25 protein-coding genes are annotated in these 20,970 nt (G+C 32.5%); 10 read left to right on the top strand and 15 right to left on the bottom strand.

All coding sequences use genetic code 11. The features are described 5' to 3' along the window. Positions 1-21 precede the first annotated feature (21 nt). Both BFU36_RS09900 and BFU36_RS09895 read left to right on the top strand, forming a co-directional pair. Positions 22-852 carry a TIM barrel protein gene (locus BFU36_RS09900; protein WP_069283870.1) on the top strand — a complete coding sequence of 277 codons (831 nt, stop codon included), beginning with the start codon at positions 22-24 and terminating at the stop codon, positions 850-852. Then, entirely contained in the window at positions 833-1,525 is a 693-nt protein-coding gene (locus BFU36_RS09895; RefSeq protein ID WP_231961123.1) for a phosphoglycolate phosphatase, read from the top strand. Before BFU36_RS09900 ends, BFU36_RS09895 begins: the two co-directional genes overlap by 20 nt. Here BFU36_RS09895 and BFU36_RS13620 read toward each other — a convergent pair. The 4 genes from BFU36_RS13620 to BFU36_RS09875 all read right to left on the bottom strand — a co-directional run bounded on the left by BFU36_RS13620 (position 1,505) and on the right by BFU36_RS09875 (position 3,805). Then, entirely contained in the window at positions 1,505-1,957 is a 453-nt protein-coding gene (locus tag BFU36_RS13620; RefSeq protein WP_306416248.1) for an METTL5 family protein, read from the bottom strand. The genes BFU36_RS09895 and BFU36_RS13620 overlap by 21 nt on opposite strands. Before the next feature lie 113 nt (positions 1,958-2,070). Continuing rightward, complete coding sequence (locus BFU36_RS09885; RefSeq protein ID WP_069283868.1) at positions 2,071-2,748, bottom strand: HAD family hydrolase; 678 nt, start codon at positions 2,746-2,748, stop codon at positions 2,071-2,073. A 12-nt stretch (positions 2,749-2,760) separates the two neighbouring features. After that, entirely contained in the window at positions 2,761-3,066 is a 306-nt protein-coding gene (locus BFU36_RS09880) for a transcriptional regulator (RefSeq protein ID WP_069283867.1), read from the bottom strand. After that, positions 3,041-3,805, bottom strand: coding sequence for a sugar nucleotide-binding protein (locus tag BFU36_RS09875; protein ID WP_069283863.1), 765 nt, complete (start codon positions 3,803-3,805; stop codon positions 3,041-3,043). Before BFU36_RS09875 ends, BFU36_RS09880 begins: the two co-directional genes overlap by 26 nt. A gap of 143 nt (positions 3,806-3,948) precedes the next feature. On the opposite strand from BFU36_RS09875, the gene BFU36_RS14270 reads away from it, so the two are divergent. From BFU36_RS14270 to BFU36_RS09850, 5 genes are all read left to right on the top strand, one after another. Next, entirely contained in the window at positions 3,949-4,248 is a 300-nt protein-coding gene (locus BFU36_RS14270) for a hypothetical protein (protein WP_069283862.1), read from the top strand. 114 nt (positions 4,249-4,362) lie between these two features. Further along, positions 4,363-5,553, top strand: coding sequence for a Cdc6/Cdc18 family protein (locus BFU36_RS09865; RefSeq protein WP_069283861.1), 1,191 nt, complete (start codon positions 4,363-4,365; stop codon positions 5,551-5,553). Beyond that, entirely contained in the window at positions 5,534-5,854 is a 321-nt protein-coding gene (locus BFU36_RS09860; protein ID WP_069283860.1) for a hypothetical protein, read from the top strand. The genes BFU36_RS09865 and BFU36_RS09860 overlap by 20 nt, the downstream gene beginning before the upstream one ends. A 74-nt stretch (positions 5,855-5,928) precedes the next feature. Then, a complete protein-coding gene (locus BFU36_RS09855; protein ID WP_069283858.1) occupies positions 5,929-6,753 on the top strand; it encodes a mechanosensitive ion channel family protein in 825 nt (274 codons plus the stop codon). A 50-nt stretch (positions 6,754-6,803) separates the two neighbouring features. Continuing rightward, positions 6,804-7,094, top strand: a complete 291-nt coding sequence (locus tag BFU36_RS09850; RefSeq protein WP_069283856.1) for a 4a-hydroxytetrahydrobiopterin dehydratase — start codon at positions 6,804-6,806, stop codon at positions 7,092-7,094. Here the strand turns inward: BFU36_RS09850 and BFU36_RS09845 are convergent. The 7 genes from BFU36_RS09845 to BFU36_RS09815 form a co-directional block, all read right to left on the bottom strand. Then, positions 7,086-8,249: an MFS transporter gene (locus BFU36_RS09845; protein ID WP_069283854.1), complete on the bottom strand. Its 1,164-nt coding sequence runs from the start codon at positions 8,247-8,249 to the stop codon at positions 7,086-7,088. The two genes, BFU36_RS09850 and BFU36_RS09845, sit on opposite strands and share 9 nt — an antisense overlap. A 33-nt stretch (positions 8,250-8,282) precedes the next feature. Continuing rightward, positions 8,283-8,789, bottom strand: coding sequence for a hypothetical protein (locus BFU36_RS09840; RefSeq protein ID WP_069283852.1), 507 nt, complete (start codon positions 8,787-8,789; stop codon positions 8,283-8,285). Further along, complete coding sequence (locus BFU36_RS09835; protein WP_069283850.1) at positions 8,786-9,496, bottom strand: hypothetical protein; 711 nt, start codon at positions 9,494-9,496, stop codon at positions 8,786-8,788. The genes BFU36_RS09840 and BFU36_RS09835 overlap by 4 nt, the downstream gene beginning before the upstream one ends. 32 nt (positions 9,497-9,528) lie before the next feature. Beyond that, positions 9,529-10,296 (bottom strand): lipopolysaccharide assembly protein LapB, encoded by a 768-nt coding sequence (locus tag BFU36_RS09830; RefSeq protein ID WP_069283848.1) that lies wholly within the window; start codon positions 10,294-10,296, stop codon positions 9,529-9,531. 100 nt (positions 10,297-10,396) lie between these two features. Further along, complete coding sequence (locus BFU36_RS09825) at positions 10,397-11,215, bottom strand: gamma-glutamylcyclotransferase (RefSeq protein WP_069283846.1); 819 nt, start codon at positions 11,213-11,215, stop codon at positions 10,397-10,399. Between the two features lie 3 nt (positions 11,216-11,218). Next, positions 11,219-11,506, bottom strand: a complete 288-nt coding sequence (locus BFU36_RS09820; RefSeq protein WP_069283844.1) for a hypothetical protein — start codon at positions 11,504-11,506, stop codon at positions 11,219-11,221. Beyond that, positions 11,487-11,861 (bottom strand): NfeD family protein, encoded by a 375-nt coding sequence (locus BFU36_RS09815; RefSeq protein WP_069283842.1) that lies wholly within the window; start codon positions 11,859-11,861, stop codon positions 11,487-11,489. Before BFU36_RS09815 ends, BFU36_RS09820 begins: the two co-directional genes overlap by 20 nt. 34 nt (positions 11,862-11,895) lie before the next feature. On the opposite strand from BFU36_RS09815, the gene BFU36_RS09810 reads away from it, so the two are divergent. After that, complete coding sequence (locus tag BFU36_RS09810) at positions 11,896-13,200, top strand: thermopsin family protease (RefSeq protein WP_069283840.1); 1,305 nt, start codon at positions 11,896-11,898, stop codon at positions 13,198-13,200. 23 nt (positions 13,201-13,223) lie between these two features. Beyond that, positions 13,224-14,033: a slipin family protein gene (locus BFU36_RS09805; protein WP_069284711.1), complete on the top strand. Its 810-nt coding sequence runs from the start codon at positions 13,224-13,226 to the stop codon at positions 14,031-14,033. A 33-nt stretch (positions 14,034-14,066) separates the two neighbouring features. On the opposite strand, the gene BFU36_RS09800 is transcribed toward BFU36_RS09805, so the two are convergent. From BFU36_RS09800 to BFU36_RS09785, 4 genes are read right to left on the bottom strand one after another with little or no spacing between them, the layout of a single operon-like run. After that, complete coding sequence (locus tag BFU36_RS09800) at positions 14,067-15,161, bottom strand: DNA double-strand break repair nuclease NurA (protein ID WP_069283838.1); 1,095 nt, start codon at positions 15,159-15,161, stop codon at positions 14,067-14,069. Beyond that, positions 15,158-15,865 carry a hypothetical protein gene (locus BFU36_RS09795; RefSeq protein WP_069283837.1) on the bottom strand — a complete coding sequence of 236 codons (708 nt, stop codon included), beginning with the start codon at positions 15,863-15,865 and terminating at the stop codon, positions 15,158-15,160. Before BFU36_RS09795 ends, BFU36_RS09800 begins: the two co-directional genes overlap by 4 nt. Next, positions 15,852-18,902: a hypothetical protein gene (locus BFU36_RS09790; protein WP_069283832.1), complete on the bottom strand. Its 3,051-nt coding sequence runs from the start codon at positions 18,900-18,902 to the stop codon at positions 15,852-15,854. The genes BFU36_RS09795 and BFU36_RS09790 overlap by 14 nt, the downstream gene beginning before the upstream one ends. A 6-nt stretch (positions 18,903-18,908) precedes the next feature. After that, positions 18,909-20,513, bottom strand: a complete 1,605-nt coding sequence (locus BFU36_RS09785) for an ATP-binding protein (protein ID WP_069283831.1) — start codon at positions 20,511-20,513, stop codon at positions 18,909-18,911. 266 nt (positions 20,514-20,779) lie between these two features. On the opposite strand from BFU36_RS09785, the gene BFU36_RS14090 reads away from it, so the two are divergent. Continuing rightward, positions 20,780-20,926 (top strand): hypothetical protein, encoded by a 147-nt coding sequence (locus tag BFU36_RS14090; protein ID WP_197490527.1) that lies wholly within the window; start codon positions 20,780-20,782, stop codon positions 20,924-20,926. The last annotated feature ends 44 nt before the right edge of the window (positions 20,927-20,970 follow it).

Below are 20,970 nucleotides of genomic sequence, written 5' to 3'. Positions count from 1 at the left end.
GTTATAATTTAGATATATTATATGGTAAAAATTTATCTTGGACCTGCTGGAGTTCCTCATTCAGCTAAAAAGAAGAATACTATTGATGGTATAAAGACTGTTAAGGAACTTGGGCTTAACGCCATGGAAGTTGAGTTTGTACAGGGCGTAAGAATGAGCAAAGAAACTGCGCAAGAAGCGGGTGAAATAGCGAAAGAGTTGGGAGTAAGATTGTCTGTTCATGCTCCGTATTTCATTAATTTATGCTCTGAGGAAGAAGAAAAGGTAAAAGCTTCTAAGCAGAGATTACTTGAAACTGCTGATAGAGCTGAATTGTTGGGGGCTGATGCCATTGCAATACATATAGCATTCTACGGAAAAATGGGACCAGAGGAATGTTATCAAAGGGTTAAAGCTGAGCTTGGCGAAGTTGTTGATAATGCTAGATCAACGGGGATTAAAAACGTGAAATTTGGTGTAGAGACTATGGCTAAGGAAACTGCATTCGGGACCTTAGATGAAGTAATATCAATTTCTAAGGAGATAAAGGGAGTCATACCGTACATAGACTGGGCTCATACTTTCGCTAGGCAAGGAGGGAAAATTAACTATGGAGAAATTATTGATAAATTAGTTAAGGAATTGGGACTAACTCATATAAACTCTCACTTCGAGTCTCTAGAAATCAGAAAGGGAAAATACATTGATGAACATAGATCAATAGATTATAATACTCCTCCCTTTGAACCGTTAGCAAAAGAGTTAATCAAAAGGGATGTTTCAATTACTTTAATTTGTGAAAGCCCGGAATTAGAAAGAGATGCTTTAAAAATGAAGGAGGTATTATTACGAGTTGGTTACAAGTTTGAATGATATTCTAGTTGCATCAGACTATGATAGAACATTGGCCAGTGAAAATAATAACTTTGTTATAGATAGTTATGTTGCTGAGAAAGTTAACGAATTTTCTAAAAAGTATAAATTCGTTGTAGTTAGCGGTAGGGAGAAGAGGTTTATAGATATTTTAGCTCCTAATTTAAGCCCGACAGCCTGGATATTGGAAAATGGAGCTCTAATATTCTATGGAAATAAAAAATATACACTATGTGATATGGAATGGAATGAAAGAAAAGAAAAGATTACTAAGATTTTAGATCGCTTAAGTGTAAAGTATTCCGTTGGAGAAGTCATTATTTATGTTAACAACTACGTAAATAGGATAAGAGATTTAGAAGAAGTGGAAAAATATGCAACTTTAGAAATAAATAGGAATGATATTATGATATTACCGAAGGGCATAGATAAAGGTACAAGCTTAATTAAATTTAAACAATTAATTAAATTCAATGGAAAGGTCGTGGCGATAGGGGATAGTGAAAACGATTATGCGTTATTTAGAGTAGCTGATATAAAAGTAGCTGTTAATAATGCCTTACCTCAAGTGAAGCAAATAGCTGACATAATAACGTCTAAGCCAAATGGACTAGGGGTTCTGGAAGTATTAGAAAAGATTTTAAATAATGAATTACAAAATTTTAGTAAATAAGTAAACGTCAACGAGAAACTCATGAAACCTCTCCTTATGCCATGGATAATATTGCTTAAGCCTATACTTTTCAGTAATTACAGATACTTTAAACCCTCTTTCCTTAGCTAGATTAGTGATTATCTCTCTAGTTCTTCTATTGAATTTATGAATTGAGTAAATTATTTTAGCATTGTTGAAAGCAGATATTAGAAATTGTATGTCAATTCCCTTATTAACCACTCCGAACGGAGGATTTTGTATTACTACATCAAAATTGGCTTTAAAGAATCTTATGTCAACATTTACTAAGTCCACTAATAGACCTAACTCATTAAACATTTCTTTAGCAACCTTTAACGATTCCAAATCAATATCGACACAAACACAATATCCTCCCAACAAAGTTACAGCTAAACAAAAAATGCCTGTACCACATCCAGCATCTAATATCCTTTTATTTGCAATATTACCAGATAAATAAGCATGCCATACGATTTCGGATACTAATGATGGAGGAGTTAAATATTGCTCTAATTCATATTTTGGGTTAGGATGAGGTTTAGCTAACTTTTGTAGTAACTTTTCGACCTCTCTTTTACTAGCTCTAATGCTTCTAATAGATTGTTCACCCTTTTCTCTTTTATCTCTGAGTAAAAGTTTTGTCTATCTATCAATAAGGCTTCTAACCCAGCTCTCTTAGCTCCCAGTACGTCTATTTCATAGACATCTCCAATATGTATACCATCACCTCCTGCTAATTTAACGGCATAAGAGAAAATTTTGGGGTGTGGCTTCATAATGTTCAAATCACAAGAAGCTACGATACCATCAAAATATTTCTTAATTCCTAAATCCTCTATTATCCTATAAAGGCTTCTTGTAGCGTTACTTATTAAAACTATTTTAAGACCTAAACTCTTTACACCTTCTAAAAAGGGAATTGCATCATCATACAATTGATACTCACCAGACAACAAATTCTTTGAATTTAATTCTTTAATAACTGTCCGATCTGGATAAATCTTTAATTCATAAAATAGTTCTGCAAAATCTAATGAAGAAAGCCCTCCATATTCTGGACTAGGATAATGGTGTCTTCCTAGAATCCTATTAATAGCTCTAAATAATTTCGCTTCATCTACTTCATATCCGTAGTCCTTCAGAGCAATCAAGACGTTTTCATGATATCTAGGTTTGAAATGTACTAAAGTCTCTCCTAAGTCTACAAATACAGCTCTCATGGACTTTAATTTTTACTTTTTCCTAATTAAAAATTTTGGCGAATCAATCTTTTCCGATTTACATATGGGACATTTCGTTGGCCTCTTTATTTTCTCAGAATCAAAAACGTAACCACAACTCTTGCATCTGGGTGGTATTATTATTAATATGAAGTCCTTTCTCTTACTTGATTTCGCTAAATGTTCTAAATGTTCATAGACTTCCTTCTCTTTTCTTATACCCAATCTACTCATTATCTCTTTTGCACTTAATGGTTCATCTGAATAGGTTAAGAGAATTAAAATTTTCTCCCTAGTTGTTAAAAAGCTTTTGCTCAACTAAACTCATTATATTATCCTTCGCATTTATTTTAACGTTATATGCTCTAAGTAACCAATCATCCAACGAAAAATCTCTCATAGAACCATTGACTTCAACAATCTCGTTTCCGAAAACATCCGATAAATAATTACAAAAATCTAACATAGAAATTCTATTACTACCTACGTTTATTACACCTCTAGCATCTTTTTCTATAAAATGCTTTATCACCTTTGCTAATGACTGAGTACTGATTATTGATAGATAGAAGTTTTTGTTACATCTTAGAATTTTACCCTTTACTGATGCTCTTATAAAAGGATATAGAAAACCCTTGTAGCTTAAAGAAAATAAGGCACCTAATCTTAAAATTAAGTAGTTCCCCAGTCCCATTATAGTAGTCTCAGCTACTAACTTACTTAAACCGTAATAATTTAGGGGAGATGGAGTATTATGTTCCTTATAGTACCCCTTCTTACCATCATATACCATAAAGGTCGAAAGATATATGTTAACGCTCCCTATCTTAGAACCAGCCCTTGCTATATTGATAGCATACCATGTATTAAAAGTCCAGGCTAACGGAGGATTTTGAATGCTATCGTTCATGGGTATTTCATTAGTGTGAATAATAACGTTAGGCTTTTCTCTGATCACGCTAGACGGAGTGTCGACTATAATCACCTCGTACGATTTACCTAAATATACGGCAATTGTCTTAGCAACTTCTCCCTCATCAGTCACTGCTATTTTCAAACTATATTCAATTTTTCTATAGAGTTTAAAAACATATTTTAATGCTCAATTAATCTTTCCTTGCTATTCACTTGCGGAAGGAAAATTGTCATGTTAAAATATATTGGATTAAATATAAATATAACCTAACTAGTTTATGCTTAATGGGGAAAATTAGAGAAGCATTTAAAAAATCGACACTTGCTGTATCTTTATCTACATCTTATATATTATACTTAATAATAAGAGTTTCGCTTGAATCCTCAAAATTGGCGTTTATAGTAGCTCTTTTAGAGTTGTATCCTTATTTTTTAATTGAATATTTATCTACGACCCAAATAGTGTCTTTATTCTTTCAGTCTCTCTTAATATTAGTATTTGCAATCATAGTGTTAATTATAACCTCTATAATTTTTATATCTTACAAAATATATAAAAATATTAGGAAAGTATTTTTAAATTAACGAATTTTTATTGCATTAAAAATATTTTTACATAGTAACAAGTAATATCTTTGATTGTAAAATAGTTGATGTTACCAATAACCTTAACGAAAACAAGTTTAACTAATGAAACAGATGAAACTAAATGTGATTAGAGATACACTGAAAGGTGGTAAAGGTGAGGTTATTAAAAATCCTAAAGTTTTCATCGACCCCTTGTCGGTATTTAGGGAAATACCATTTAGAGAAGATATTTTGAGAGATACAGCCATAGCTATTAGATACTTTGTAAAGAACGAGGTAAGATTCTCCAACTTATTCTTAGGATTAACTGGGACAGGTAAAACTTTCGTAACTAAGTATATTCTCAACGAGATAGAGGAAGTGAAGAATGAGGATGAAGAATATAAACATGTAAAACAAGCTTATGTTAACTGTAGGGAGGTTGGTGGAACTCCGCAAGCAGTTTTATCATCTTTAGCAAGCAGGTTAACAGGTTTTTCTGTGCCTAAGCATGGTGTAAACTTAGGAGAGTATATTGAAAAAATTAAAAACGGGATTAGATCAGGAAAGGCTATAATATACTTAGATGAAGTTGATACTCTGGTCAAGAGAAGAGGCGGTGACATAGTTCTATATCAACTACTACGATCTGATGCTAATATTTCTGTGATCATGATCAGTAATGACATAAATATAAGGGATTACATGGAACCTAGAGTGCTATCGTCTTTAGGACCTTCAGTAATCTTTAAGCCTTATGATGCAGAACAATTAAAATATATTTTGTCTAAATACGCTGATTATGGATTATTCAAAAATACTTATGATGACGAAATCTTAGGATATATAGCAGCTATTTCAGCTAAGGAACATGGAGATGCAAGAAAAGCAGTCAATTTACTTTTTAGAGCGGCACAACTAGCTTCTGGAGAAGGCATGATAAGAAAAGAACATGTGGATAAGGCTATTGTAGAATATGAACAAGAGAGGTTAATTGAAGCCGTTAAAGCTTTACCGTTCCATTATAAACTCGCATTAAGAAGCTTAATAGAATCAGAGGATGTTATGAGTGCACACAAGATGTATTCTGACTTATGCAGTAAGTTTAAACAAAAACCACTTTCCTATAGGAGATTTTCTGATATAATTTCTGAACTTGACATGTTCGGTATAGTTAAGATAAGAATAGTGAATAGAGGAAGAGCAGGCGGAGTTAAGAAATATGCGCTAGTTGAGGATAAAGAGAAAGTGCTGAAAGCATTGAATGAAACGTTTAATGAAGATATGGAATTAGGTGAATTGGATGCTCTGGGAGAAAGTTAAGGTATTAGAGGAGAAAGCTGAGATGATAAGAAGAGAGATCGAAAGCATTGAAGAGCAAATCAAGGATTTACCGTCTGGTCATTTAGAAGTCAAGATCATAAACGGTAATAGGTATTATTACTTGAGGTACTGGGAGGATGGGAAACTAAAAAGTAGATATATAGGAAAAACTGCTGAAAATGTTAAGCAAAAATTGATTAAATATGAAGAACTTAGAAAAAGATTAACTAACTTGAAAGAAGAAGAGAGAAAAATAAATATAGTGTTGAGCAAAATTGAAAAAATTATAATTGATTCCTAAACAATTATTTTCTGACCTTTTTCATATCAACGATAAGTTTTTATATTCATTTATAAATATATTCATGATCTCGAATGATAGTAGTTACTGCGCAAACTTCCATCTCGCAGGCACTATCTGGTATAGCAACTAGTATAATAGACGCCATCCCTTCGATTATCCTATTCGTTATCATTTTGTTAATCGGTTATATAGTTGGAAATATTGTAGCATACTCGATAAAGACCTTCTTAGGAAGGATATTTAGAGAGGAACATGTAAGGGCTAGCGTTGATATAATTGCTGGAACCGTAAAGGCACTAATAATACTAATTGCATTATCTATAGCCTTGTCTTTTCTCCAATTAGGTAGTGCATCAGTCTACATACAAGATATAGCTAACTATTTACCAAAATTGGCTGGTGCTATAGTCTTGCTGACTATAGGTTTGACTTTGGTCAACATCTTAGTAGACTATATGCAAAAGCAAATAGGTTCAAGCTCTTCTGAACCTCTAATGACCGCAATTTTCAATGTTTTAAGATTTGGGTTATACGCAGCTATAATTACAGTAGCAGCTGCATTAGCAATATTCAGTGTAATACCTTATGTTGACCCTTACGTATTCTATGCAGTTATATTGGGTGCAGTAATTCTTTACGCAGCTTATTCATTAATAGATAAAATTTTAGTACCTTTTGCCAGTTCAACACCGGACCTAGCGTATATAGCTAATTACGGGAGACTTATTCTTTACATAATTGTACTTCTGATAGCAATAGCAATTATCGTGGAACCATTTGGAAATGTTACTACTATAATTTATGCATTGTCATGGGGTTTGGCAATAGCTTTCGCTATAGCACTCATACCTTTGGTCATTACCTTGGTTAAAAGATTTCTTTCAGAGGTTAAATGATTTTTTAGGATCATAAAGGTTTTTAATCGTGAAACAGTTAAAGCATATTCATGAGAGAAATCTCGGAAGGAGAAATTAGTCAACTTATATCAGCAGGTTGGAATTTAACTGAAGATAGAAAGAAAATTAAGAAAGAATTCAGATTTAAGAACTTTAAGCAATCTATCGATTTTATGAAAGAAATACAGCCCATAGCTGATGGTCTTAACCATCATCCAGATGTTTGTATATACTATAATAAAGTGTTTATAGAACTTTCAACGCATGAAAAAGGAGGATTAACGGACTTAGATTATCAGTTAGCCGTTAAAATAGATGATATTTATAAAATGTTATCCTAACATTACCTTATCCTTCCATGCTACTTTAATAAGTAATATGGTAGATACGATAACTGGTAATAGTAAAGTCATAAAGGCTAATCGGTAATTTGATTCTAGGATATATAACAAGTATCCATAAATTGCAGGTGAGATAGTGAAAAGTACATTATTATATGCTAAGAAGAAAGAATTGGCTGAATTCCTTTCAGCAATATTTGTTCCTCTACTAATCATTACTGTGGATATGGGGAATATTGAACCATGAGGTATTCCCAAAATAAACATTCCTACTAGAAGTATGGTATAGTTAGGAGCTAACGAGACCACTATTATGCCAATAATAGTCACCATTATTGAAATGAGTAATGGTCTCCTTAGGTCTCTGAATGGTTTTATCGACATCAAAAACCTAGTTATGAATGACAACGTGAAAAAGGGTATAAACACTGAGTAAGCTTCAAAGCTAGATAGATTAAACAGCTCCTTAGCATATATAGCTATAAAAGTAGTTATAACGGCGAAGGGTATGTTATATGAAGTTATTGCTAATATGCTTGCTATTAAACTCTTATTCTTCAAAGTATTGAATCCTTTCACCTCATTTTTTACCTCAGGGAACTTCACAGTTCTTGAAAGGAAAGCCAAAGGTAGAGATAACGGTAAGAACAATAGAAATATATCTCTATACGTATAACTTTTTAATAACAAGGTTTCTAAAATAGGACCTATTATTAAACTAAGACTTAAACTTGTAGAGTATATATTGAGTAATCTCTCTGAACTTTTCTTATCATAACCTGAAATTGAAGCAAACGTAACTAAGTTTGGCATTATGAACCCGTATAAAATACCGGTAATAGGAACCACTAACCATATCGTAACAGCATTTGAAATATAAAACAAGACTAGAATTGGTATCACTAATATAGATGATAGGATGAAAGCTATTCTCCTCTTAGAGGACTGTAAGAAAACATTGATCAAGCTGGTCGCTATTAATGTAGCAAGTGAGAATGACGCAGACAATAACCCTACAGTTTCATCGTTCATACTTAACTCATATTTAGATAATAGAGGTATAGTCGTTGAGATCATGTTATTTACTGATCTTGCAGATATCGTAGACAGTAATATTATAATGATTATATATATAAGACCTTCCTTTTTTCTCACAAAATTCAAATCCCCTACATTAAAAATAAAAAGTTATCTTAGAAGGAACTTTATAATCTCTACTCCTCCAACTTTAGTTCCCTTATCTACCTTAATCTTTAAAAAATTTTTAAATATACTAATTTTCCCATTCATATTTACGTGAATTACTTTACCTGGTAATTTCCAAATAGCCTGATAAGGGTATTCCGCGACCTCTTCCTCATAAGAATTCTCATAAACGTTAACTCCCTTTCTCAACCTCCCTCTGAATACAATTATAAATTCTAGTACCGGATGTTCGATATCAAGAAGAAAAAGGTCAATATTGATTACCTTAGCTAAACTTCTGACACCGTTTATAAGGATTTGTTCTTCGTCCAAAAATCTCTGCATATTACGTCTAATCTCGTTTAACTCTTCCTTAAGTATTTCTTTACTTAAGCTAGCATAATATGTGTTTTTATCATAATAATAGAAAAAAGTATACTGAGTAACAGTGCCTGATTTATCCATTACAAAATTTCCTAAAGCATATATAGGAGTTACGTCTTCACTCATGTTCTTTTCCTTTTTCTTGGAACCTCCACCTGTAAGTATCCGTTTAATACTTCTCTTAAACTTTGACATCCATCAATTTTCTTTTTTAATTGAGCAATGAAACAACATAAAGCTCTTAGTCTATCAATTGTAATAAATTTTATCGAGTTTTGAGGTCTTTCGGTAGATATAGTCAAAAACTTCCCTTGACCTACTAAAGCTTTCAGATATAATCTGTTAGTATAAGCGAGCTCTGATGTCACCCATTTACCTTCCACTTGTTCGGGTATCTTTATCTCATTCCATGTTACCTTACTGCAGTCTAAATCTACTTTAAATTCTTCCTCTGAACTGATTAAGTCTACTACCTCCGCTTCACTTAATTGTGCTGTTCCCAAGAAGTTTGAGGTTACATTAATTAGTTCATCTTTTACGCAAGCACAGCAGGATAATGTTTGCAATTCATCTAGCATCTCAAAGTCTCTTAAATTTATATTATTGGTTCCTCTTACGGTTGATATAGTAAGTAAGGTCAAAGAATTAGGTAGCATAAGTACTTCAAACCTAAAGTAATTTGAATCAGCTATCCTTATAATATATGTCTTATTTTCCTCATTTGCTAATTTTCGAAATAAACTAAATTTTTCTTGCAGAAAGTTCTTGTCACAATTAGGAACTAAAAAGGTGAAACCCCTTATCTCTCTGAACTGCTTAGTTGAGCACTCCATGTTTAATATATATTTGTATATCTTATTTAAACTTAAGACCCGTCAAGCTCTCTAACCCTTTCAATATCGCTCATAGCTTCTTCTTCCATACCTAATTTCATATAACTTTTAGCTCTTCTCACGTATGCTCCTCTGTAGTTAGGGTTCAAAGCAATAGCCTTAGAATACAACGTAACTGCATCTTGTAAAGATCCGGTTCTTTCTTTTAGTTCACCTAAATTAAAGTAGACTTCAGCATAATACGGGTTTAAATTAATAGCAACTTGTAAATCATTCTCCGCTTCCTTGTAATCCCCCAATTCCTTGAGGGATAGAGCCCTAAACAAATATAATTCGGCATCCATGGGATAATACTCTATTGCTCTACTAAGATCCCTTATAGCATCCAGGAATCTACCTAACTTAAACTCAGAAATACCTTTTATTTTATATATTAAGGGATCATCATTTCCCGTTATTTCTTTCACTTCATTGAATGCCTTATCGAAATCTTCAAGCCTTAAATATATTAATGCCCGTAATTTTTTGAATTCGTCAGAATCCCCTTTCTCAAGGTATTGTAGTGCATCAGCATAAAGACCTCTAGCTATTAGAACTTTGGCTATTCCCAAACTATCGTTAGCTTTCATGAAACTATCTAGAGCCTCATCTAATTTGCCCATCTCCATCAGAATTCTTCCTTTAATAGAATAAGCTTCTCTCAGTTCAGGATTTTGAGCTATTATCTCATTTACGAGTTTAAGAGCGTAATTTAAATTTCCGTTCTTATATTGTTTATATACTTCATCAAGATTCAACATCCCACTAATTAATTTAATTGTTAATATAGCTAATAAGAATTTTTAAACAGTAAAATCAGAACCGAGTTCGATCGTCATCAAATAGGTTATGCCAGGCTCATCATATGTACTTATCTAAACCCGTACTAATACAACTATTACCCCAACCTCTCTTTAAACCTTCTCTTATAATTTCTACGTATTCATTACTTGGATCTCTTTCATCTTCCTTATGACTTGAAATATACGCATAAGCAAAATACTCTTTCCCCTCTTTATCATAAACCTTTACAACTTCTCTCATATACTTTATCAAATGTTGCTCAGCTCTATCTAAAGAATTTAGAGTGTGAAGGAAGACCTTCTGCAAATAGCCACAAATCTTTCCATTAGGCTCTTCAACTAAATTTGCGCAATAACCGTACTTACAAGGGATATTGAATATCATCCTATACCCTAGGGAGTATGCAGGAATTTCACTTAAAATTAAGTCAACCCCTCTTGAATGAAGAACATTTAAATTTGTGTTCTCTGCGTATGCAAAATAGTTTACTATTATAGGCATACCTATCCAAGCAGAATAGTCACCAGACTCTATCTCTTTCCTATCTACTATTTCCCTATTATACTTATAGAAAAATACATTATCAATATAATATTTCCTCTTTTGATCGAAGAAAACCCTAGTTCTCTGCCTAGTATATAAGTCATCAGGAGAACCCTTGTAGTCTTCTACCTCATCAAGAAATTTAATTAACTCATCATTTATCTCATACACTTCGCCCCATACAACACCATCTCCTTTTATAATACCTGGATAACTACCTAAATCATACATATCGTATCCTTCTATGTATCCTAAACCAACAAACCTAGACTTGGAAATGATATGATGTAACTCAAAACCATACCTAAGGCTACCGTATACAAAAATATACATAAATTATCCACCTATCAAACTTTCTAACCAAAGCTCAACTTCATCTTTACTCATAGCTCTTATAACTTTATCTTCCTCTATGAGCAAGGCGGAATCAAGATAAGCTAAGTCACCATTTTTAATGAACTTCAACAAATAGTATCTTTGAGATGCCTCACCATAATTTTCACCTCCAGCCTCTTCTATAGGGGGTGGGTAATAAATAGCTAAGATCTCGTTTTGATTTTCCTTTACTTCCCAACCTCTTTGTCTTAACATATTTATTAATTCTCTATACTCTATCTGTCTCAACTCTACTCGCCCTCTTCTTCACTATTAGTTTTAATCCTTCCCTTTTAACAACAACTATGTCCTCACCTTTTTTAATATCTTCCAGTGCAATTGCCTGCCAATATTCTCCTTCTACTAAAACGTAACCCTCTTTTCCCACCTTCATATCCTCTAATGCTTTGCCTATCTTTCCCTCATAAGAATACAAATTTCTCCCTCTAGTTTTAATTACAACATTAATTACCCTATATGTAAGAAATCCTAAGAGGGCTAGCGAAGGAATGTCAATTATTGGATCAGAAATATAACCCGTAATCACAAGCACAGCTATCAAAATAACAATGATTATTATTGTAATAGCTACTGGGTGTGCCACAAATTTTTATTAGTATAATTAATATATATTTCTGATGTACAAGATTATTCCCATAATAATTCTATTGCTTTCGCTATTACTTCCCTTAACGGTACAATCACAAGCCTTAATATTTTCCTTTCCTACTGGCATATCCAGCTTTCCAATAAATACGATAATTTATACTAATTTTGTTCAAGGGGAGATAAATATTACTAGCTTGAAAATAGGAGATTCGTATTTACAAGGACAGCTTTTGACCAATGGTAACGCGTCCCTACAATTAAATGCAATGATATTAGGCAAATATTGGGCTCAAAACGTGATATTATTTCATCAAATTTCTTCCAATACATTTTACTTAACACTTATAGTAAATGTATGGAATTTAAGCGGCCCGTTTTATAATACAACATTAAACGATTCTGAAGTGTATCAAGGTCTAGGAATAATCTACTATCAAGGACCTACTTTTAAAGAAAGTCTTCCTTTACATATTTCCTTATTTATGGACATAGTTAACTCTACGTTACAATTCGGTTATGATATAAACAACCACAAAGGAATATATTTTACCTTGCCTATAATCGGACTATTTCAGATAGGAGGTTTTTCCATTCTAGGGCTACCAAATGACTTGGAACTAGTATGGGGTGGACCGGGGGGAGGTAGTATGGTATACATGAATGTAACAGCTACAACCCAGCTATACTATTTTAATGGCAAATCATTAACAATAGTCCCTAATGCATACTCGATTGGATTTGATACTGCCGAATCAGCTTATGGAACAAAAGTAAATACATATTTACGCAACATCTTTTCACCACTCGCTTTTGAGTCTCCGGGTATAAACACTCCTAATATATTATGGCCTATTCCTCCCCAGATTAAAGTTAACCAAACCGAGAACAAAATATACGTTAACATCAGCATTAATGGAGAACCTATACCAGATCAAGAGGTATATCTTGAAACAGGTTTTCCTCCCTCAGTCGCTGCTAAATCCATCACTAATTCCTCCGGTATTGCTGAATTTTCATACGAAAATTACTCTTTTTACGAAGTTTATTTTCCCGGTAACTATACTCTGTCTTCAGCCTATTATTACTCCTCACCAATACTTAATTCCTTGACCACAAAGATACAAACTTATTATCAGCAATTATTAAACTTTTTAAAATCATTTCAAAATTCATTTAAAAATGGAATTAAATCCGTACTTTCGAAACAAAGCCCCACAACAACTACAAAACAAACAAATAATCAGATAGGATTTAACATGTATATCATAATCTACATTTTAGCTTTCGTAATTGGTATGGTAATTTCAGCAATATTAATAAGGTTCAAATTATAGTTTATATATTGGGGAGTAAAAAAGTGGCAATTGATATAGGTTTAATTGTAGGTTTGGTGTTTTTGTTCATAATAATAATAATATTTGTAGCGATGTCCTTCAGAGTAGTGAGGGAGTGGGAAAGAGCAGTAGTACTAAGATTAGGAAGATTTCTTAGGATAAAGGGGCCAGGTATTATATTTCTAATACCATTTGTTGATAGACCATTAGTAGTAGACCTAAGAGTTAATACTGTTGAAGTACCTCCACAAACTATATTGACTAAGGATAATGTTACAGTTAGTGTAGACGCAGTGGTATATTACAAAGTAATAGATCCACAAAAAGCTGTAATAAGTGTTTATAATTATAACGTTGCTGTGCTTAATCTAGCTCAAACTTCACTGAGGGATATAGTAGGACAGATGGAATTAGACGAACTGCTAAGTAAGAGGGAAGAAATCAATAGAAAACTTCAAGAAATATTAGACATCAGTACTGAAGGTTGGGGAATTAAAGTAACTGCAGTAACAATAAGGGATATAAGGCTCTCACAAGACCTTCTTACAGCTATGGCTAAACAAGCTGAAGCAGAGAGACTGAGAAGAGCTAAAGTTATATTAAGTGAAGGTGAAAGACAAGCTGCTAGTATATTGGCTGATGCTTCAACATACTATAGAGATAATCCTACAGCTCTTCAATTAAGGTTCCTTGAAACCTTATCTGATATTTCTCAAAGGGGTGGGCTGATAATTGTAGTACCTGCAGGTAACGAAATTTATCCAACATTAGGAACATCAGTGGCATTATCAACATTATCTAAAAAGATACAGGCTGACACTAAACAATCTTAACCCTTCAGCTGGACTAGGATTCTTCATCATTCCTTAAATCTTACTTTTCATCATTAATTCGATTAACTTGTCTTTGGCATCTAAATAATTATCTCTCATTAGTTTAAATAATGTGGCATAGTTTCTAGCTTCACTGAATTTAATTTCTGAAAAATCATCAGCTAACTTATTTAGTAACGTTATTTCTTCAGTTCTCGCTATCGCCCAAGTATTTACATATTTTATATCCTCTATTTTAGGCTCTAATCTATAAACCACATCTAATCTTGCTAGTGGGGAATTGGCATCATACTGATAATAAGCCGAGTATATTGAAAAGTCTCCAAGATTTCTCTTATAATTTTCATAAGCTTTAGAAATTCCCTTTAAGTCATCTAATGTATTATTATGATCCATCAATAAATCCCAATTGATCCATCCTAGAAAGACTGGCTTACTAAATTCATTATTTTCCAATCTAAATCTATATATAATATTTCCTACCAAGTAACTTTCTCTAGCTTTACTCAAAACACTGAATCCATTACTGATAAACTTTTTCGTCATAATTCTATGAGAGAAATTCTTAACTATTCCAAAGATTTTCTTTCGGTTATCCAATAGATTTTTTATGAGGAGAGATCTATACATTGCCAGCTTACCCAAGCTCATAATCCCCTCTAAATCTATATCCTCTTCATAGTAAGTAGGTGGATCAACAATAGGACCATCAAGAAAAATAACATCACACTCTTCACATGTCTCAAGTAATCTAGTTTCTAGACTTAACATAAATAAGATAGACTTGTTAGAAATGATATTTTTATCATAATAATTTTCTATTATTCTAAAATCTTCTAATATACTTGATGGAATTCCTTTATTATCCTTTAAGTGTCCGATAATTCTCACTGCCCTCGCGATAATTAAAGTTATATCCGATAATTCAATTTCGTACTTACTACCGTCAATACTACAAGCAACGTGGTTCGTGTTATCTTTAGCTTCTAAAAATTTGATATTTATATCAGTACTACCATTTACTATGTCATCATATATTAAATTAACGAAAGTCTTTAATTTACTTAGTTGTTCTATATCTCTATTAGCCATTTCATTTATCTTAGCCAAAATATCATTTATATTCAAAATCTCACCTGAATTGTAATACCCCTCTCCGTTAATATCTTTATTACTTTATATATACTTTCTAGATTATTTCTATTTATTTTAACTTCTCCTTTCTCTAGTAGCTCTAACAGTAAATCGAGCTCTGATGGACTTAAACTAATATTCTCATTATTTTCGTTTATTCGCTCAATAGTAAGTTTCCGTATATCTTCTAAGTATCTAATTGCTTGTCTCTCAATCTCACTTAATTTCGATATCGACCTATCTGATGGTACCGGAAACGTCTTTACTTCAACAGGAAGTCTTAAAAATTGTACTAATACTCTAGCAAATATACCCAATTTATTATTTATCTCGTTAATATTTTTAATTTTCTCACTTATTAGCCTGTTCAGCTCATTGTTTATTTCACGTTCTAAGATTTCTAATCTGTTCTTAATATCAGAGGCTAATATTATTATTCTCGTTGGATCGTTGGTATTAGATATTTCGCTAATCAATGTTTTCACCTCATTAAGACCCTTAATGAAATCGTTAGAAACGATGTCCTTGCTTTTATCTTCCAAAACCTTAACTAACTTTAAGGAATTTTCAATAGATTCCTTACTTTTTTCTAACTGTTCTATGAGCTTACTTAATTGATAATCCTCTTCTTTTAATTTATCAAAGTCCAACTCCTGCTCTAAGTCGGTTAACTCATTAATCAATTCACGCAATTTCATGACTCTTTATCACCTCGTGTATTTCGCTAATGAGTTGAGATATTTTCTCTCTCTTCTTTTCAATACTATCCCTTAATCTCGGTAACTCGGGACTAATCTTCTCCAATTCGCCTATCAAAACTTCCAGATCTCTTAGCTCATCCCCTATCTTAGCTAACGAAGTTATTCTCTCCACGACGGTTCCGTTCAACTCATCTATCGATACTCTAACGCCTTTTAACGTTTCACTCATAAGCTTAAACAATAGTAAATATAGATTAAGATCTCCTTCTAAGTTAATTGCACTGATCAAGTAATCTAGATGTTTCTTAAATAGCTCAGTCTCTTTGCTCTCATTTATTTGCTGAACTTTTTTAGATAATTCGACCATATATCTTTCAAAATTTGTTTTTATTGAATCAATCAAATTTCTAATCTGTTTAACTTCGTCTATTTCCTCATTTATCTTAATGTATTTAGTAGCTTTAATTACTATTTCCAATTTATTTTCAATATCATTCACTATTCTTTCTGCCTCATTTACAGCAGCCTCAGTTTGATTTAACAAATCCAAATAAACCTTAGATAATGAAAGATAGCAATAGCATAATCTAACGTCTTTATAAGTAATGCATCCCCTCTTATAACTTTCTAAAACTTCTTTCATTTCAGTTAAGCTTCTAATACCTGCACCTCTTCTCTTGGCTGTAATGAAATAGCCATAGGTTAAGTATGGGTTATTGAGTTTTTCGCTTATTTTTTTAACGTGATCAACCAGCTTCTCGTATACTTTAGAATAATCTAAATTCCTAGCAACTTCTCCAGAAACAATAGATAAATAAGTTAGAAAGTCTAAGGTTGGATTCTGACCTATTTTAGTATCTGGGCTAAATATTTGATAAGAGAAAATTAGCGGATTCGCTTTACTAATATCTTTCCTCTTATCTATAATATCTGCAAAAAACAAAATATAGTTAACTAGCATATCTTCTGCATTATCTTTAAATTTTTGCCTCATAAAGCCGGCTAATAGTTTAGAAAAGTTATTTACATAGTCGCCTAGATAATTGCTAAAATCAACGTAGTTAGCCATGGTCTTTAGAACGTCGTTAGATACAAAGTAGTTGATTATATCTTCTTTGAATGTTTCAGCAGTCTCTATGTCCTCCAAATGAAATTGTTTACTGCCGTAAATTCTAAACTTCTCATTAACTATTTCATTTACCTTCTCAAAAATCACTTCTACATTACTCACTTCCTTATTAGGATAAAATATCAGCCAATTAATTGATTGAATTAACCTTTTATTTTTAGGAATTGGTAACTTTCTTACTTTAATATTACCTAAAATTTTAGAAATAATAACATTTATAGAGTTCTTGACATCGCCTAACCTTAAGTCAATTGCCTCAAACCTTACTCTACTATTACCGTAGATTTTTGAATACAGCAAATATAATAACTGTCTTTTTTTAGGAGTTGACAAATCTATTTTAACGAATGGTATTGCTAAAGAATTTAAAAATTCCATGAGTTTAGTATGATCCGTATCAAGATCAATAATAATACAACCGTGAATGATTTCATTAGACTCCCTAATTTCTTCTATTATTTCGTCTATCTCATTAGAGTCTGTAGCTTTGACTAAAATAACCGAAATAATAACATTATCACTTACTTGAACTTTCAATAATCTTGAATATCTCCCTACCCGCTCCTTGTCTAATATTTTAATGTTATTTAACTCTATAAAATTCTCTATAGCTTCCATTTGCTTATTTATATCAGTGATACTATTATTTACAAATTCTAATGCCTTATCTCTAATCTCTCTGGACTTAAATTCAACTATTAATCCTCCAACGTTAGTATTCACTAGACTTTCAAAGAAACTCCATTGCAATGCGTATGCTTCACTTTCGTAGAGCGGAATTAACTTACGTATTTTATCTTTTATTTTACTAGTATCGACTCCTTCAAATACCACTTTATCTATTTCATCAGAGATAAAAACACTTATCTTATTGTCATTAATCGTTAGTATAAAGTCCTCAACATATCCAACATCTGATCCCTTAGGAAATAATTCTAACCACTTCGAGTAAGGTACTAAAAAACCTTTTACTATGTTCTTTTCGATAGGTTTTATAATTAAGTTCTTATCGGAAAATATCCTACTCATTAGAACTCTTCGAAGCTTTCTTAACTCATTCTCGTCAAGCGAGTTCTCTAAATTTGTTAAGCTATCAAGCTTTACAGTCTCACCCTCAGCGTTTAGTTGAAGACCCTTATCAGATCTTGCTAGCTCATTAAATATCTTATCTACATTAGGATAATTTGTACAAAGGATATCATTAAAGAACCTCACATACTTTCTTCTTTCTGGATCTATAACCCAAAACGGCAAATCCATATATTTTAATATGTCACTATCCTTAACTTCAGATATCTTCAACATGCATTTCAGCATTGTGAGAAATTCCAATTTAGAGGGATTTTGAATAACTACTTTCCTTATCCTACTTGTCAAAGCTGGATACGTCTCTGGTAAAAGTGAGTACAAATGCCCTCCAACACCAAATATTTTTGAATATGCGCTGGGCGTCATAGATAAATATACTACCGAATTGCCTTCAGAATTTGCTAATTCCTTAATGTTATCCCAAAATTCTTTCATTTCTCCATCATACTCGCTATAATAATCAATTAGACTCTCAACTTCATCAATCAAATATACTCCGTTTTTGAAGTTAAGAATAGCTTTAGGGTTTTGGATTATTTCCTTAAACGATGTCTTTATTACGCTAGCATTATTGCTTCTAGCATATTCTTCTATGATATCTAGGAGAGAACTCTTTCCTTGTCCCCAGTCTGCTACTAAAGCTACTATTTCTGGCGATTGCTTATATACGCTTATTCTCTCGATCTCATCTTTAGCTTGCTTAAAGAACTTTAGCCTATCTAAATATTGTTGAGATTCATCAACTACGCATGAAAAGATTTGATAAATGTAAGAGGGATCTGAAGCGGTTTCGCTAACTCTTTTACTACAGCTCACACTCTATCACCTTTCGCTTAATACAATATCAAGTCTCTCCACATTACCAGCGTATGATCCCAACCTAGAATCCCAAGGTATTCTCACTAGCACGGGGCTTTTCATAACTGACATCAGACCGCTCACAACCACATAACCAGTATCAAGACTAGTTAAGTTCTTAACTAGAGATTCTGGTAATCCTCCAGAGGCTGACATAACATACCTTACATCTTCATGATATATTCTATGAAAGAAAAATGTATTAATCATAGATAAAACGTACTTGTCTATGAAAGCCGGTCTTTGGCTTACCAATATTAGGGAAATACCAAACTTCCTACCTTGTGTTGCTAGCGTAACAAGGATATCCTTTGTTAGGTTAGCATTTATTGGGTAATCATTAGACGGGATATAGTTTTGAGCTTCTTCAATAACTAGACCGATAAACCTCTGAGAGCCGTTATACTTTGACTTTGTAAGATAATTATAGACTAGTCTAGCTATGTAACTTACCACTAATTGTTTTGTCGTTATGTCTACTCCAGGTGAGCCCTCGGCCGAGAAGTCAATTATTGCTAATCCCTTATTTCTCCACAATACCTCTAAAGTGTTTTCACTGAACGAAGCAGAATAATTTACCAATTGCAACCTATTTATTACTTTATTTCTAAAAATTTCCAAAGCACTAATTATTCCTCTAGCAGTGCTCGTAGTTATTCCGTAATCTTTAGTTTGAGCCATTGCATTTATTTCTTCCTTCATTATATCTATGCCATTTGTTGTACCAAGTAATCTATTGTACTCATCAGAGTTATGAAGTGCTAATATTTGCTCAAGAAAATTTAGCTGTAAATTATTATAATTCGACTGACCATATTTTAATGACATTATGAACTCAGCCAGTTCACGAGGTGTAAACATCGATAAATCTATCGTTAATCTAAAATCATTAGATTCCTTAGGATCTCTTAGTACATACCTTTTGACCCATCCTCTCCCTTTAGAGACTAAATCCATATTTATCGACACTAAATCCGTATAGTCTCCATTAGCGTCAAAAATCACCATAGGTATTGCAACTACTTTATCACGCAATTTTATGTTAGAGAACTTGTGAATGATATATCTCATATTATAGCTCTTTCCGCTCCCTGTTTCCCCAAATATTCCAATGTGCATTGTTATTGAATTTAGATCTAGTAATAGAGGTATATCTGAGCCGGCTAAAAATCCGTAGTCGATCAACCCATCCTTATTTTTAATACCATAAAACCAGAGTAATTGATTTTCATCTTTAATCTCAGGTAATCTTTTAATTATCGAACCGGGTCTTGGAGTGGAATTATGATTGTATTTTCTGATTATATGTAAGTTTACTTTTATAACAGTATTCATATTTAAAATGTCGTAAACAGAAGGTTCATTAATTATGTTTTTGACAATTTCTCCCTTTTCATCAAAGAATTCATTAATAAATTCAAAATTTTCTACTCTAGTTAGAGTCAATTTTTTGGAATCCTCGACCATAAATAATTGTCCTATACTGATTTCCTCATCAGATCTTAAAAGCCCTTGAAGTGTATTTGCCTCACTCTTCTGAAGAATTACTCCTATGCCCTCTCCTTCCATTATATTATTTGCTTAAGTACTATTTCCCTTTTAAGTGATCATACCACTTTAGTTTTCTGACCTCCTCCCCGCCTTAAAAGGCTAGGTTTGCTGTTCTTTTTATCACGTGATAAAACGACCTTCTCCCTTTGTTGCAATTCACAACGAGATAAATTAATTACTATAATTTAATCGAATTGCCAGGATATTTTTATTAAATATAATTTGTAGTAAATAATGGAGTAAAAGTTATAAACCAGAATTAATACAATATTCTATGATATAATATGACTGAGAAAAGTAAGCGTGATATAACGTGGGTAGACTTAATTAAATCTCTTATCACTGGAGAGAACTGGTATCTAGGATGGTTTATAGTACTTCTAATATTATTTGTAATATTCGATATTATAGCTTTCACACCACATCATTAATTTTTTAAGGCTCTCAACTTCTTTCTCGGGCTAAATATAAATAG

Source organism: Sulfolobus sp. A20, from assembly GCF_001719125.1.
In the GTDB taxonomy this organism is placed as follows: Archaea; Thermoproteota; Thermoprotei_A; order Sulfolobales; family Sulfolobaceae; genus Saccharolobus.
This window is presented reverse-complemented; position numbering and strand designations above follow the sequence as displayed.